The organism is Formosa undariae (genome assembly GCF_042427615.1).
GTDB classification, from domain to species: domain Bacteria; phylum Bacteroidota; class Bacteroidia; order Flavobacteriales; family Flavobacteriaceae; genus Formosa; species Formosa undariae.
Window position 1 is genome coordinate 407,161 of sequence record NZ_JBHMEZ010000003.1, and the last position, 16,381, is coordinate 423,541.

General features: G+C 35.2%; 10 protein-coding genes. 7 read left to right on the forward strand and 3 right to left on the reverse strand.

Annotated features, from left to right (window positions below; genetic code table 11):
• Window positions 1-11 precede the first annotated feature (11 nt).
• On the forward strand, window positions 12-1,286 hold the full coding sequence (locus ACFFVB_RS05225) for a ribonucleotide-diphosphate reductase subunit beta (protein WP_382381659.1): 1,275 nt from the start codon (window positions 12-14) through the stop codon (window positions 1,284-1,286).
• Between the two features lie 2 nt (window positions 1,287-1,288).
• Window positions 1,289-3,082 (forward strand): ribonucleoside-diphosphate reductase subunit alpha, encoded by a 1,794-nt coding sequence (locus ACFFVB_RS05230; RefSeq protein WP_382381660.1) that lies wholly within the window; start codon window positions 1,289-1,291, stop codon window positions 3,080-3,082.
• A 113-nt stretch (window positions 3,083-3,195) separates the two neighbouring features.
• Here the strand turns inward: ACFFVB_RS05230 and ACFFVB_RS05235 are convergent, their stop codons facing one another.
• Both ACFFVB_RS05235 and ACFFVB_RS05240 read right to left on the reverse strand, forming a co-directional pair.
• Window positions 3,196-6,645 carry a pyruvate carboxylase gene (locus ACFFVB_RS05235; protein WP_382381661.1) on the reverse strand — a complete coding sequence of 1,150 codons (3,450 nt, stop codon included), beginning with the start codon at window positions 6,643-6,645 and terminating at the stop codon, window positions 3,196-3,198.
• A gap of 252 nt (window positions 6,646-6,897) precedes the next feature.
• Entirely contained in the window at window positions 6,898-7,608 is a 711-nt protein-coding gene (locus ACFFVB_RS05240) for a membrane or secreted protein (protein WP_382381662.1), read from the reverse strand.
• Window positions 7,609-8,085: 477 nt separating this feature from the next.
• Between ACFFVB_RS05240 and ACFFVB_RS05245 the strand changes: the two genes are divergently transcribed.
• The 3 genes from ACFFVB_RS05245 (at window position 8,086) to ACFFVB_RS05255 (ending at window position 12,433) form a co-directional block, all read left to right on the forward strand.
• A complete protein-coding gene (locus tag ACFFVB_RS05245) occupies window positions 8,086-9,861 on the forward strand; it encodes an ATP-dependent nuclease (RefSeq protein ID WP_382381663.1) in 1,776 nt (591 codons plus the stop codon).
• Window positions 9,845-11,803 (forward strand): UvrD-helicase domain-containing protein, encoded by a 1,959-nt coding sequence (locus tag ACFFVB_RS05250; protein ID WP_382381664.1) that lies wholly within the window; start codon window positions 9,845-9,847, stop codon window positions 11,801-11,803. Before ACFFVB_RS05245 ends, ACFFVB_RS05250 begins: the two co-directional genes overlap by 17 nt.
• Window positions 11,804-12,046: 243 nt before the next feature.
• Window positions 12,047-12,433 (forward strand): hypothetical protein, encoded by a 387-nt coding sequence (locus ACFFVB_RS05255; RefSeq protein WP_382381665.1) that lies wholly within the window; start codon window positions 12,047-12,049, stop codon window positions 12,431-12,433.
• Window positions 12,434-12,606: 173 nt separating this feature from the next.
• Here the strand turns inward: ACFFVB_RS05255 and ACFFVB_RS05260 are convergent, their stop codons facing one another.
• A complete protein-coding gene (locus ACFFVB_RS05260) occupies window positions 12,607-13,569 on the reverse strand; it encodes a lipid A deacylase LpxR family protein (protein WP_382381666.1) in 963 nt (320 codons plus the stop codon).
• 224 nt (window positions 13,570-13,793) lie between these two features.
• Here ACFFVB_RS05260 and ACFFVB_RS05265 point away from each other — a divergent pair, with 224 nt between their 5' ends.
• The gene (locus ACFFVB_RS05265) at window positions 13,794-14,348 is read left to right on the forward strand and encodes a GNAT family N-acetyltransferase (protein WP_382381667.1); all 555 of its coding nucleotides are present in this window, start codon (window positions 13,794-13,796) and stop codon (window positions 14,346-14,348) included.
• A 220-nt stretch (window positions 14,349-14,568) separates the two neighbouring features.
• On the forward strand, window positions 14,569-16,305 hold the full coding sequence (locus tag ACFFVB_RS05270; RefSeq protein WP_382381668.1) for a thiamine pyrophosphate-dependent enzyme: 1,737 nt from the start codon (window positions 14,569-14,571) through the stop codon (window positions 16,303-16,305).
• Window positions 16,306-16,381: the final 76 nt, after the last annotated feature.

The window sequence follows — 16,381 nt, forward strand, 5'->3', positions numbered from 1 at the left end:
ATATCGTAAGTATGGAAATAATTCAAATTATTAAAAGAAATTTTAAGTCAAAACCATTCGATCTTCAGAAAATTACAGCTGCTGTTACAAAAGCTATGCTAGCCGTTAACCATGGTTCTAGTATTGATGCAGAACTAATAGCAAAAAATGTATATATCGAGCTTTTAGAGCGTCGAAATCAAGATAAAGATTACGTACCAACAGTAGAAGAAGTACAAGATATTGTCGAGAAAAAACTAATGCATAGTGAGTTTGTCGATGTAGCGAAAGCTTATATTATTTATAGAAATAACCAGACGCAGAGTAGAAAAAGTAATATTTTCGAAAAACGTATCAATTTAAAACCTTACGAATACCCACAACTTTACGAATATGTTCCTGCTATTCGTCACTCCTACTGGATTCATACCGAATTTAATTTCACGAGTGATATTCAAGATTTCAAATCGGCTTTAACACCTGTAGAGCAAAGTGCAATAAAAAACACGATGTTGGCTATCTCTCAAATAGAAGTTGCAGTAAAAACCTTTTGGGGCGATATTTATCACCGCATGCCTAAGCCAGAAATAGGATCTGTGGGTGCCACTTTTGCTGAAAGTGAAGTGAGACATCATGATGCGTATTCACACCTATTAGAGATTTTAGGATTAAATAATGAATTCGAAAAATTAAAGAAAAAGCCTGCTATTATGAAGCGCGTTCAGTATTTAGAAACCGCTTTAAAGAACGCTAAAAGTGAGAATAATGAAGAGTATGCAGAATCTGTATTACTATTCTCTCTATTTATAGAACATGTGTCTTTATTCTCTCAGTTCTTAATCATCATGGCTTTCAATAAGCATAAAAATATGCTTAAAGGGATTTCAAATGTCGTAGAGGCCACTTCTAAAGAAGAACAAATTCACGGGGATTTTGGTATCGAGCTTATTAATATTATTAAGGACGAACACCCAGAATGGTTTAACGACACGTATAAGATTATGATTCAGCAACTTTGCGAAGAAGCATATCATTCTGAAAGTAAAATTATAGATTGGATTTTCGAAAAAGGTGAATTAGATTTTATTCCGAAAGCGGTTATAAACGAATTCATAAAAAATCGTTTTAATAACTCTTTAGAGAGTATTGGAATTGATAAAATATTTGAAATTGATCACAAATTATTAGCTCAAACAGAATGGTTTGATGACGAAATAATCGGAACAAAACACGGAGATTTCTTCGTTAAACGTTCAATTAATTATAGTAAAAGAGCCCAAAGTATAACTAGCGACGACTTATTTTAAAAATGGAAAACAACACTTACAATCAAGACCCTGTAACAACATCAGAAAAAAATAATACTCAAAATTTAGTTGATGCTAGACACGCTGCATTAAACACTAAAAACGGTACAATAGATAATGATTCCTTTGGGTGGTTAAACGAAAATAGCCGTAAATTTTTAGAATCTGGATACCTTACAGAAGGTGTTAAACCAAAAGAACGTATTAGAGAAATTGCAGATCGTGCGCAAGACATTTTAAAAATGCCTGGCTTTAGCGATAAGTTTTATAACTATATGTCGCAAGGTTTTTATTCATTAGCATCTCCAATTTGGTCTAATTTCGGACAAAAACGAGGCTTACCAATTAGTTGTTTTGGTTCGCATATCGACGACGATATGGGAAACATCCTGTTTACACAATCTGAAATTGGAATGATGTCTAAATTAGGTGGTGGAACCTCTGGGTATTTTGGTAAAATTCGTCATAGAGGCTCTGAAGTAAAGAATAATGGAACAGCCTCAGGAGCGGTTCATATTATGCGTCTTTTCGAATCTATGGTCGATGTTGTAAGTCAAGGTTCTGTGCGTCGTGGTCGCTTCTCTCCATACTTACCAATAGACCATAAAGACATTATGGAATTCCTAGAAATTGGTTCTGAAGGAAACGCTATTCAAGAATTAACGCACGGGGTAACCGTAACTAATGCTTGGATGCAATCTATGATTGATGGTGATAGTGAAAAAAGAACAATTTGGGCAAAAGTATTACAAAGCAGAGGAGAAATGGGTTACCCATATATCTTCTTTACAGATAATGCAAATGAAGGTTCTGTTGATGTATACAAGGATAAAAATCATCCGATTTACGCGAGTAATTTATGTACAGAAATCATGTTACCTTCAGACGAAAATTGGTCGTTTGTTTGCGTATTATCTAGTATAAATCTACTTAATTACGACAAATGGAAAGATACCGATGCTGTAGAAACTATGGTGTACTTTTTAGATGCTGTAATTTCAGAGTTTCTAGAAAAATTAGAATCTTATAGAGATTCTGAAAGCCGTGAAGACCGTCAGACATTCCTTTTCATGGAGCGTGCGTATAACTTTGCTAAAGAAAACAGAGCTCTAGGCTTAGGTGTTTTAGGATGGCACTCGTTATTACAATCTAAATCGTTGTCTTTTGATAGTCAGGAAGCATTCAGCTTAAATAGTGAAATATTTAAAACTATAAAAGAACGTTCTTATAAAGCGTCAGAAGAACTTGCAACGGTATTAGGAGAACCAGAACTTCTTAAAGGTTATGGCCGTCGAAATACAACTTTAAATGCTATTGCTCCAACAACATCTTCAGCTTTTATTTTAGGACAAGTATCTCAAGGTATCGAACCTATTTGGTCTAACATTTATGTAAAGGATATTGCAAAAATTAAAACCACTATAAAGAATCCGTATTTAGTTAATCTTCTGGAAGAAAAAGGTCAGAATACACCTGAGGTTTGGAACGATATTCGTGGTAGAGATGGTTCTGTACAGCATTTAGAATGCTTAACAGATCACGAAAAGGCGGTATTTAAAACCTATTCGGAAATTGACCAGATGGATATTATTTATCAGGCGGCGAATAGACAAAATCATATCGATCAAGGACAATCCTTAAACATTATTGTACATCCAGATATGCCTACAAAAGACATTAATAAAATCCATATTAATGCATGGAAATTAGGATTAAAATCGTTGTACTATCAGCATAGTATGAACGCCGCGCAGAAATTTAAACAAAAGAAAGACTGTGCGAGTTGCGAAGCGTAATCGCATGTAGCATTATATAATTGAATAAAAAGAACCTCAGTCTTAACTTAAGTCTGAGGTTCTTTTTTATGTTACACTTTTACTATTATACGCAGTCGTTTAAAGCTAGCCTCCTACTCCAGCACAATAATTAAATCATCGGAATGTACCATGCCTCCGGCTTTGCGAATTATCTCTTTTACAGTAGCGTCTACCGAAGCAGTAATGGTGGTTTCCATTTTCATAGCTTCAATAATAAATAAGGGTTGATTTTTAGTTATTTCATCTCCTTTTTCAACTAATATGGTAGATAACATCCCTTGCAATGGAGCTCCTATTTGATTCGGATCGGATTTATCAGATTTTATATGTTCAACGGTATCGACTGTAATCGAAGTATCTTTTATTTGCACACTTCGTCCTTGTCCGTTTACTTTAAAATAGACGGTAACAAGACCTTCGTAATTTGCTTTCCCTATCGATTCTAAAGTAATTAGCAAGGTCTTTCCCTTGTCTAACTCCACGATGATCTCTTCACCCAAATCCATACCGTAAAAGAAATTTTTGGTAGGTAAATTCATCAGGTTATCATATTTCAAGTGTTTGTTAAACGCATCTGTAAATACTTTAGGATACAGCTGATAAGACAGGAAATCTGTATACTCTAATTTTCTACTAAAATCATGTTCGAATATTTTTTTGAATGCCTTAAACTCTTCCTCTAAATCTAAAGGAGGTATATGTGCATTAGGTCTGTCTGTATATGGTTTCTGGTCTTTTAAAATAAGTTTCTGTAGTGCTTTTGGAAACCCACCAACAGGTTGCCCGAGATCCCCTTTAAATAAATCGACTACAGATTGTGGGAAAGACATAGTCTCTCCTCGTTCTAAAACATCTTGAACCGTTAAATTATTACTCACAAGATATTGTGCCATATCACCAACCACTTTAGAACTTGGCGTGACTTTAACGATGTCACCAAACAGCGTATTGACTTCGCCATACATTTTTGTGATTTCATAAAAACGACTTTCCAGTCCCAAAGCTTGCGCCTGCGGTTTTAAATTTGAATATTGTCCGCCCGGGATTTCATGTTTATACACATCTCCTGAACCTGATTTTAAGCCAGATTCAAACGGATAATAGTATGTTCTTACCGTTTCCCAATAATTAGAATAGGCGTTTAACGAATCGGTATTAATGGCACTTGCTCGGTCTTGATATTTTAACATCTCGACCACCGAATTAAAATTAGGTTGCGACGTGAGCCCCGATAAACCGCCCAAAGCCACATCTACAACATCTACTCCGGCTTCGATTGCTTTTAAATAGGTCGCCGATTGAATAGACGACGTATCATGCGTATGTAAATGAATGGGAATGTTTATCTCCGATTTTAAAGCTGATATCAGCTCGTAAGCGGCATAAGGTTTTAGCAAACCGGCCATATCTTTAACACCTAAAATATGAGCGCCGGCACCTTCAATTTCTTTAGCCAGATTGATGTAATACTTCAGGTTATATTTTGTGTTTTTCGGATTCAAAATATCGTTGGTATAACAAATAGAACCTTCTGCTAATCCATTTGTTCGTGTGCGGACATGCTCGATACAAGGTGCTAAGGATTTCATCCAATTCAACGAATCGAAAATTCGAAATACGTCTACTCCATTTTCCCAAGATTGTTGAACAAATTCACCTATTAAATTATCTGAATACGCTTTATATCCCACCCCATTCGAACCTCGAATAAGCATTTGTAACAACACATTAGGCATGGCTTTACGCAACAGCTGTAATCTTTCCCATGGATTTTCTTGAAGAAACCGTAAACACACATCAAAGGTCGCTCCGCCCCAAACTTCCATACTAAAAATTTCTGGATGATTTTTAGCATAACCTTCCGCGACCTTTAGCATATCGAACGTTCGCATTCTAGTAGCCAACAGACTTTGGTGCGCATCACGCATGGTCGTATCTGTAAAATGTACTTGTTTTTCATTTTTTAACCATTCCGAAAATTTCTCCGGTCCTAATTTGGTTAACAGGTCTTTAGTCCCTTCCGGATATCCAGCATTAGCATCAAATTTTGGAACCTTTGGTTTTATAAATGTTTTTGTAGTATCGACCTTTTTAACATCGCTATTTCCATTAACCACGATATCTCCTAAATAAGTAATTAATTTAGTTGCTCTATTTTTAGGCGCTTTAAACACAAATAAGTCCGTATTTGCTTTAATAAAATTGACCGTGACTTTCCCTTGTCTAAAGGTGTCATGTTTTAAAATATTGTCTAGAAATGGCATGTTGGTTTTTACACCACGAATCCTAAACTCCGCTAAGGCGCGACGGATTTTACGACTGGCGCCATCTAACGTTCTTCCATGTGCGGTGACTTTAACCAGCATAGAATCGAAAAAAGGCGAGATTACAGCACCCTGATAAATACTCCCTGCATCTAAGCGAATTCCAAATCCTGCGGCGCTTCGATAAGCAGAAACCGTTCCATAATCAGGCTTAAAATCGTTTTGCGGATCTTCAGTCGTAATTCTACATTGTAACGCGTAGCCACTTATTTTTATAGCCTCTTGACTCGGTATTTTTATTTGCTCGTCCGATAGTTTATAGCCTCCCGCAATAAAGAGTTGCGTTTTTATTAAATCTATATTGGTGACCACTTCGGTAACCGTGTGTTCTACTTGCACTCTCGGATTGACTTCTATAAAATAGATTTTGTCATTTTCGACTAAAAACTCTACCGTACCAATATTATTGTAGTTTACAGCCTTACATATTTTCAACGCATAATCGTAAAGCGCCTGTTTTGTTTCGGCGCTTAAATCGAACGAAGGTGCAAACTCAATTACTTTTTGATATCGCCGTTGTACCGAACAATCCCTTTCGAAAAGATGCACCATATTACCATGGTTATCCCCTACAATCTGAATCTCGATATGTTTCGGATTTTCTACAAATTTTTCTAGAAACACCGTATCATCACCAAAAGCATTTAAAGCTTCACGCTTACTTTCATTAAACGCGCTTTTTAGTTCGTCTGCCTGCCTAATCACCCGCATGCCACGTCCGCCACCTCCAGAAGCAGCTTTTAGCATAATAGGATATCCGATTATTTCGGCTTCGGATAATGCGACGTCAATATCTGTTAGTGGTTTATCATTACTTCTAATAATTGGAATATTATTATCTACGGCAACACGTTTAGCCATGATTTTATCTCCTAACGATTTTAAAACAGATACTTTTGGTCCGATAAAAATAATGCCATGGTCTTCGCAAGCCTGTGCGAAATTGGCATTTTCCGATAGGAATCCATATCCCGGATGAATAGCATCTGCACCATTATCTACCGCCACTTTTATAATGCTTTCGATATCTAAATACGGCTTTAAAGGTTCGTTATCCTCGCCTACTTGATAGGATTCATCTGCTTTATAGCGGTGTAAGGAATACCGATCCTCATAGGTGTAAATCCCTATAGTTTTGACATTAATTTCGGTGCATGCCCGGAAAATCCGTATGGCTATTTCGCCACGATTGGCGACAAGTACTGTTTTGATTTTCAATTTGTTTGGGTTTTAGTTTGTTATTTTTCACTTAAATTTAATGACATTTATTTACAATTAATATGTTTTTCTTATTTAATGTAAATGATTTTTTACACGGAATAAAACACAGCAAATAATGCCTTTTTTATTAAAATGATACAGTGTAAACTAAAACCAACAAAAAAATCCAATGCTTATAGATACATTGGATTTTTAGAATAAGATCGGGAGCGACTCTGTTTTTAATTGACAAATACTTCCATTTTGTCATTAATCTCTAAGGCTCCATATTTCATGAATGGGATCGCCTTTACTGGACTTTCCAGAATGATGCCAATCGCCATCCTCCAATTTAAAATTGAAGGTTAACGACAAACCGACTTTGGTCTGATCTTTAGAAAAGAATTCAATGTTTTCGGTATATTTTCCATTTTCAGTAGTGTATGTACCACCGCCAGTGCCTTTAAATGCTTTTGTTTCTATATCGTAAGCGATCCATTGAAAACGCGTTCCCGATAAGATCTTCATGGTTTTTCGTGAGCCTGACGTGTCTCGCGCTTGTACTGTTCCATCCTTAACCCGACCAGACATTAACCAAGCCCCTTGCAACTTTCCTGGTGTACCATTATCTATTCGCGTAAAGGTTACCTCGTGCTCTACATTTTTAAGTTCGGTAGCTGTAAGGGTAATGGTATCGCTAAGTGCTGTACCAACCTGTTCCGGATGCGTAGCATCAAATTCTATTGTTTTGCTTAGGACATCGCCATCCAACACCCAAGATCCGCCAGAAGTCTGCACAAATTGGCCTGTGTTGGCATCGAACGACGTGAATACGTAATAACCCGCTGTGTAAACAACCACATGCTTTAATGGGGCGCCTTTTTTGTTAGTGGTTTGGCTTTCCCAAGCCCCAATAATATGCTGTGCCTGCGTGGTAAACGACAAACAGAAGCAGATAAGTAATCCTATATAGGTTTTCATAACTTTATAATTTAGAGTATGTAAGCTACAAATAATAAAAGTAAAAGATTAATTAATCGAAAATAGCTACAGAAATTTAAAAATCTTAAAGTAAATCGTGTAAGTATTTTCCGATAGCTGTGACACATGGTGACACAAACTGAAACATTCTGAACTCCGTTGACCGCTCCTGACACAAAGTTCCACTTTTTAGGGGGTTTTGTTCGAGTCTCCTTCGGGTCTTGTTCAGTACCGCTTTGGGTGTGTTTTTAAAAAATGGACCGTTTTGCGAAGGAGGCGCGAGTGAGATACGAATGAGTTCTAAACTAGCCCCTTTTAACTTCTTTTTTTTAGTGGTTTAAATGAAATTAGAAGTTCGAATTATTTAAGAGATATTATTCTTAATAGCTTATATTTGAGAGTGTATTGTATATAAATTTTGAATTTTGACACCTACAAAAATAAACACCGAACTCTAATAAATCAACAATAAGAAAAATGTATCTATCAAATATAAAGCTTTGGAATTTTAGGAAATTTGGTACCGAAGGTGATATAGACACTAATAATCCAAATTTAGATTTAAACCTAACCAAAGGCCTAAATGTAATAATTGGAGAGAATGACTCGGGTAAAACTGCAATTATTGATGCTGTAAAATTGGTTTTAAAGACACATAGCTACGACTACATTAGAGTTGATGATAAAGATTTCTATAAAGAAACAAATCGATTTCGCATTGAATTAAAATTTGAAGATTTAAAACCAGAAGAAGCAAAAAACTTTACTGAATGGTTGGGTTGGACAGGCACTGGAGCAGATGCAAAACCATTTTTAAAACTTAATTACGATGTTAAAAGACAAGCGGATAAAATTATACCAACAGATGTAAAAGCAGGTGTTGAGGAAGAAGGTTATTTACTATCATCAGAAACGAAATATTATTTTAGAGCAACCTATTTAAAGCCTTTGCGTGACGCAGAAAACGAATTAGTTGCCAAACGCAATTCACGCTTGTCGCAAATTCTTTTAGGCGATGAAGCATTTAAAGGAAAAGAGAAAGATAATGATTTGGTAAAAATCTTTTCGGGCTTAAAAGAGGAATTAGAAAATTATTTCAAAGGCGTTGATAATACAGGTCAACCCAAAGCAACAGAAGGAAAGCAGATAAAAGACAAAATTGACAGCTATATTAAAAGCTTTTACAGCGAAAACAACGAAAGTGAATTTCAATCAACATCAACCGATATTAAAAGCATTCTTGAAAAACTTACTTTAACTCTGAAAGGCGAACCTAATCCGGGCTTAGGAACTTTGAATCGTTTATTTATGGCTACGGAATTACTTCACTTAACCAAATCAAACTGGACTGGCTTGCGTTTGGGATTGGTTGAAGAATTAGAGGCACATTTGCACCCACAAGCACAAATGCAAGTGATTGAAGCGTTTCAAAAAGAAAAAGATATTCAATTTATACTAACGACTCACAGTCCAAATTTGGCTTCCAAACTCGACCTTGAAAACTTAATTATTTGCAACAACGGAAATGCTTTTCCAATGGGTTCAACATATACCAAGTTGGGTAAAGATAATTACAAGTTCTTAGAAAAGTTTTTGGACACTACAAAAGCGAATTTGTTTTTCGCCAAAGGGGTAATATTAGTTGAAGGCTGGGCAGAAGAAATTCTAATTCCGAGCATTGCAAAAGCAATTGGAATTAATTTAACAGAGAAAGGTGTTTCTATTGTAAATATTGGGCACACAGGTTTTGACCATTACTCAAAAATTTACTTGAGACAAAAAGAACCAAATATGACAATTCCCGTTGCTGTAATTACGGATTCCGATATTAGAGACTATGAAAAAAACGGAGATAATTTTGTTAAACGTGATGCAACAACAGTTCTACTAGAAACAACGAATAAAATTGCAAAAATAAACGGTAAAGCAGACCAAAATGTAAAATATTTCCCTGCACCAAATTGGACCTTGGAATATTCATTATTTAAATCAACCAGCCTAACAATGCTTTTTCAAAGAGTAGTTAAAGATATTGTTCATACAAAAATAAATTGGGTCAATTTTGAAAAGGTACTTGCTGAAAGATTAATAGACAAAAGCAAAAAGTTTAATAAAACAAAAATTGCTTATGAAATGGCGCACGCCATCGATAAAGATTTAGTGAAAGAAGTTCAATCAATAATAATTTCAGAAGATGAAGATGATACTGTTAATTATCTAATAAAAGCTATTAAATATGCCGCAGGTAATTGATATAACAGACGATGATATTCGTTATGCAGAAAAAACACTTTTACCTGCAGGCAAAGAGTTTGACGATGAACGAATAGAGTTTATTCGTGATTTTCGCACCATAGATTTGCAAGCAGTTCCTGGAAGTGGAAAAACTACAGCTTTATTAGCTAAACTGATTATTTTAGAACGTAAACTTCCATTTGCTGACGGTTCGGGGATTTTGGTTTTGTCGCATACTAACGCAGCTATAGACGAAATCAAAGAAAAAATTCAAAAGCATTGTCCTAAATTATTTACCTATCCAAATTTTATTGGAACAATACAAAGTTTTGTTGATGAGTTTTTGGCTGTTCCCTATTACGTTCAAATTTTTAATAAAAAACCAAACAGAATTGACCATGAAATATACAATGAAGTTGCAACTAAAAGATACAAAAATCTTCCGAATTCAGGAGCTAAAAATTGGCTAAATAACCAAAATGACCCTGAAACTTTATTTAAAAATTTTCGCTTTGATATTGATTTAAACTTGACAAACAACATCAATGGAAAAATAATTTTGAAAAGCAAAAATCAATCCGCTACCTACAAAACTTTCAAAACAATAAAAAAACAAATTTTGCAATCAGGTGTTTTGCATTATGACGATGCTTATTTTTTAGCTGAAAGGTATTTAATAAAATTCCCTAACATAAAAACCATATTACAGAAACGCTTTGCTTTTATTTTCGTTGACGAAATGCAAGATATGGACACTCATCAATACAATCTATTAGAAATGTTTTTTTACGATAATGGAAACAGTGTTTCAATAATTCAACGAATTGGCGACAAAAACCAAGCAATCTATAATTCAGTAAAAACAACGGATGTTTGGCAAGACAGAGCAGTTGTTTTGCCATTAAACGAAAGCCAACGACTAAGCAAACCAATTGCTGATGTTGTGAAAAAATTCGCCTTATATAGTAACGAAAATTTTGATATTGTTGGAAGAAATGAATGTACAATTAAACCGCATATTTTGGTTTTTGAAAATTCAAACATAGAAAATATCATTCCTTGTTTTGCTCAAATCGTAAGAGATAATGACTTGGGAAATTCAGAGAAACCAATAAAAGTTGTTTGTTGGAATACAGAATGGAAAGAAGATGAAAAAAGTCGAAATGATGTTACTAAACATCGTTTAGAAGATTATCACAAAACTTTTAAGAAAGATAAAGGTAAACCTAAAATGGATTACGACATCTTAAAAAGTTATTTGCTTTATTTCGAAAAAAAACAAACATTAGAACCTATTAGGAAAAACATATTAAATGCCTTTCTAAAAATTTTGCGTTTAGAAAACGTCAACACAAAAGACGATAGACATTTCACAAAGAAAAAATTGATTGATTTCATTAAAGAAAAAGACGTAAAAAAATATGACGAACTAAATTTGAACCTTTATAACTGGTCAATTGGAATAATTCAAGAAAAAACAATCGAAGTTTGGAATGAAATAAAAGAATACGTTCCAACTTTTCTTACAATGTTTGACAAAGTGATTTCTTTAAGCTCAAATTTCATTAACGCTGACAATGTCGAAATTCTTAATGAAAATGTCGAAATTTCAACGCCAACAAACCATTACAGAGAAAATGGACTTGATATTGAAATTACAAGTGTTCACGCAGTTAAAGGACAAACACATTGTGCGTCTTTATACTTGGAGTCTTATTATCATCAAGACGGTAGAGGAGTTAATGCGAAATCTTATGAATCACAAAGATTACAAAATCAGTTTTTAGGAGCTCAAATATTGTCAACTGTTGGCAAAAGAGTTAAAGAATCTACAAAAATGGCATATGTTGGTTTTTCGCGTCCAACAGACCTACTTTGCGTAGCTGTACATAGAGACAGGTTTGATAGTTTTCTGAGTGAAATAGATAGGGATGTTTGGGAAATAATCGAGATTAAATAATGAGATATTAATAAAAAAACTATTGCAAACAAAGTACTGTAAAAAACAACTAAAACCACATTATCATGTCCCAAAAACACTCCTGCAAGGGTCATCACATAACAATCCTAATAACACAACGCAACATTACAGAATACAGATATCTTATATCTAAAAATCCAGAATTTACGTGTGAAAAATATTTTAGCCCATAATTAGAAGCAACCAAAATGAAATTTCAGCATCTAATAAGAAAATAGAATTATGGAAAAACTAAAATGTATTGGAATCCTCTTTGTAATCGGACTGTGTTTTTCGTGCAGTGTTCATGAAAAAACTCAGGAACAAGAAGCTCAAAATCTAAATCAATTGTATTCCGAAATTAAAAACTTAGCAACAAGCGAAAACTGTAATGATGCTACAACGTGGACGTTTACACCTTACGGAAATAAAGTATGCGGCGGTCCTGTTGGTTATATAGCTTACTCCACTACTATTGATACCGAACTTTTTCTTGAAACCGTAGCACAACATAGAACCGCAGAGAAGGCATTTAATGAAAAATGGGGAATGGTCGGTCCCTGCAATGTTCCACCTCAACCTACTGGCATCAGCTGTGAAGATGGACATCCTGTTTTAGAATATAGATAGTACACGAGCATCAGTTTAAAATATAGCACAATAACCTACTGTGGTAAAAACAAATAAAATCGCATTACCTTTTCCTTAAAGAACATAGATCATTTACGAAAAACGTACTCCTGATTGTGTTCTGCCACCTACACCATAGTACTTTAAATAACACTCAAATATGTTCCCTCAATTTAAAGCGTAAATCCAATTTTAATACCACCCCATTTATAAGGGTCTCCGCTTTCATATTCTTTTGTAATCATAGCGCGTGAATATTCAAAATACAATGTTCTTGTTTTTAAAACAAGACCGTAGTTAAGCTGCCCTGTAAATCGCTCCATATTTGCTGCAGAAATAGTATATACGCTCTGCCTATTAAATAGGCCGCCTTGTAGGGTGGCATCATACCCAATTACATGCAACATGGGTTGTGCATAGGCATAAAGCACAAACCCCTTTTTTTTAGTCAACACCGTAAATGGCGAATTTAGAAGTCCTAATGTGGTATTAAATCCAATTGCCCCATGAGTAAAAAGTGTTCCAACATTTGCTTTCGCATGGGCTTGAAGCGAGAAAAAATCTTTATATCTAATAAGTTGTCTTTCGTAGCCCATTTCGTAATTGATCACGATATCATTCTTAATTTGATGCTGCCATCCTAAAGGTGTTTTATTTCCTGTAGCTTCATGAATCCCTACTTGGATCTCTTCCCCAAAAGCAGCAGGTCCTATAATTCCCAAACTAAATGACGATGTAAAACGACTTTTTTTAACTTGATCTATAGCCATTATAAAACTTTTAAGCATAATGGCCGATGCAAAAGGTCGGTCGCCAAACTGAATTTCGGGCAGTTCGTAATGATTCGGCGTATACCCAATATGTTCTAAGGCCAGACCATAACGAATCTCTGTATCTTTAGGTTTATAAAACAAATAATTAATAGGATTCCGTTTAAAGAACGGTGATACAAGTTCAAAACTATAGCCTTGCGTATAGTTCTCGTCGGTTGCCGCAAAATAATCATTGTCGTAATGAAACCTAAAATACGTTTCACTTTTAACATCCCTAAAAGACACCAAATTGTCTATTTTTTGAGCTTTAGATTGCGTTATACATAGTATTGAAAGGATACAAATTACGAAAGTGTGTCTCATACGTATTTATACGAGAAAATACCAATCGTGGTTTTATGTTAGAAATAGCTAAAACTGTTTTCTTTCAATAAGACCATCTAATCCTTATCGGTTTGCAGCTTAGTGAAAAGGTTTGTGTATTTTTAAGACATCGCAGAATCTTTAGAAATCTGCGAGTTAAGACATGGAAATCAACCAGCTGTTTTTCATCAGTATTTAAAATAATAACATTACGCACTATAAAAATGAAATCAATCGAAATATTAACTGATAGAATGCGGTTGAGATTAATTGAATTATCCGATTTAAACGCCATTCATCAATTACATACCTTACCTGAAACAGACGAATTTAATGCTCTTGGGATTCCTAAAAACAGTGATGAAACGAAAAGGACAATAGAACCTTGGATTGCAGAAAATAAACGCGACAGCATTAAGAATTACACCTTTGCCATTGAAAACAGGCTAGATAATACAGTCTTAGGATTATTTGGACTGAAACTCGGGAACGAAAAATATAAACGCGGTGAGGTTTGGTATAAAATACATTCCGATTATTGGAACAAAGGCTACGCCACAGAGGCTTTAAAAGCCGTAATACAGTTTGGGTTCGAAAATCTAAAATTACATCGCATTGAAGCCGGATGTGCTGTAGAAAATATTGGATCCTTTAAAGTTTTAGAAAAATCTGGAATGCAAAGAGAAGGCAGACTCAGACAAGTACTACCTCTAAAATCAGGTTGGTCGGACAATTTCGAGTACGCTATACTTGAAACCGACGACAGACCAACCATCTAAATCTCCTCATAAAAAAGAACATGCAAAGGATGCACTATTATACAAAAACAGTGCATCCTTTTTTATTCTGGAGGAATTAAAGACTCTCAATGCCTTTCTCTAATTCATCTTTAAACGCTGAAACAAAAATAACTTAACAAAACATTACACCTTCTTACTCTTCCTATTTTGTAATTTTATTAGAATTAATAATGGAAACGCACAAAAAAACAGAAGAATTATGGGAAAGAAAGTAGCAGACCAAATTGTAGAGATGTTGGTAAACAACAATGTGAAACGCATTTATGCCGTTACAGGAGATAGTTTAAATGAATTAAATGATGCGGTTAGAAGAAGTGGAAAAATTAAATGGATTCACGTACGTCATGAAGAAGTTGGTGCTTACGCTGCTGCTGCCGAAGCCGAATTAGACGGACTAGCATGTTGTGCTGGAAGTAGTGGTCCTGGCCATGTGCATTTAATAAATGGTTTATATGATGCTAATCGTTCTGGAGTTCCTGTAATTGCTATTGCATCTACCATTAATACGCCAGAATATGGAGTCGATTATTTCCAGGCAACAAACACTTATAAGTTATTCGACGATTGTAGTGTGTATAATGAAGTGGCCAGCACACCAAAACAAGTTCCTAGAATATTGCAAGCTGCCATACAAAATGCGGTACATAAAAAAGGAGTTGCTGTTTTTGGATTGCCAGGAGATGTGTCTTCAATGCCTGCCGAAGAAAGTGCAACCTCTATGTATAATTTTCATGGTGAAACGGTGTTACGGCCATCAGATCTTGAGATGCATAAATTTGCAGACCTTGTTAACAAACATCCGAAAATTTCCATCTATTGCGGTATTGGAGCACGAGAAGCTCACGACGATATTATAAAACTAGCAGCCCTATTAAAAGCGCCTATTGGCTATTCTTTCCGAGGTAAAATGGGTATGCAATATGACAATCCGTTTGAAGTGGGAATGACTGGTTTATTGGGAGTTCCCTCCGCTTTCCACGCCATGCACGAATCGGATCTTGTGATACTGTTAGGAACAGATTTTCCTTACGAACATTTTATGCCCGTTAAAAATAAAATCATTCAGGTAGACGAGAAACCGGAACGCTTAGGTAGACGCGCAAAATTAGAAATGGGATTGTCTGGAAAAATAACAGATACCATAGCTGCTTTACTACCACTAATTAAAGACAAAGAAGACGATAGTTTCTTAAAAGCACAATTGGAAATTTATGATAAGGTAAAAGAAAACCTAGATATTTACGTCAATGCCACGGGTTCTGAAAATCATATAAGTCCAGAATTTGTAGCTTCAACCATTAATGAAATGGCGAATGATGATACTGTTTTCACTGTAGACACCGGTATGTGTTGTGTTTGGGGCGCAAGATATATTGCAGGTACAGGGAAACGAATGATGTTAGGATCTTTTAATCATGGTTCTATGGCGAATGCGATGCCCATGGCTATCGGAGCACAATTAGCCTATCCTGAACGTCAAATTATAGCCTTTTGTGGAGATGGCGGACTGTCTATGCTACTCGGTGATCTGGCAACCATTAAACAGTATAATCTTCCTATAAAACTTATCGTTTTTAATAACCGTTCTTTAGGAATGGTACAGTTAGAAATGCAAGTGGAAGGTTTGCCTAATAATGAAACCGATATGGTGAATCCTGATTTTGCTATGATTGCTGAAGCTATGGGTTTCAAAGGTATTTCGGTAACAAAACCAGAAGATGTTAAGGCCTCATTAGCGGAAGCCTTTATACATGACGGTCCCGTATTAGTAAATATTTTCACGAATCCGCAAGCCTTAGCGATGCCTCCAGAAATGGAATTTGACCAAATGAAAGGTTACGCGTTATCTATAAGTAAAATGATATTAGGCGGACGTATGGATGAAGTCTTAGAAATGGTAAAAACAAATTACAAGCATATGAAAGAAGTCTTGTAAACAACAATTCCTAGATAAATAATTTTATAGCCCAAGCGTACTGATGTTAATACGATTGCCTTTAAAACAAAGGTTA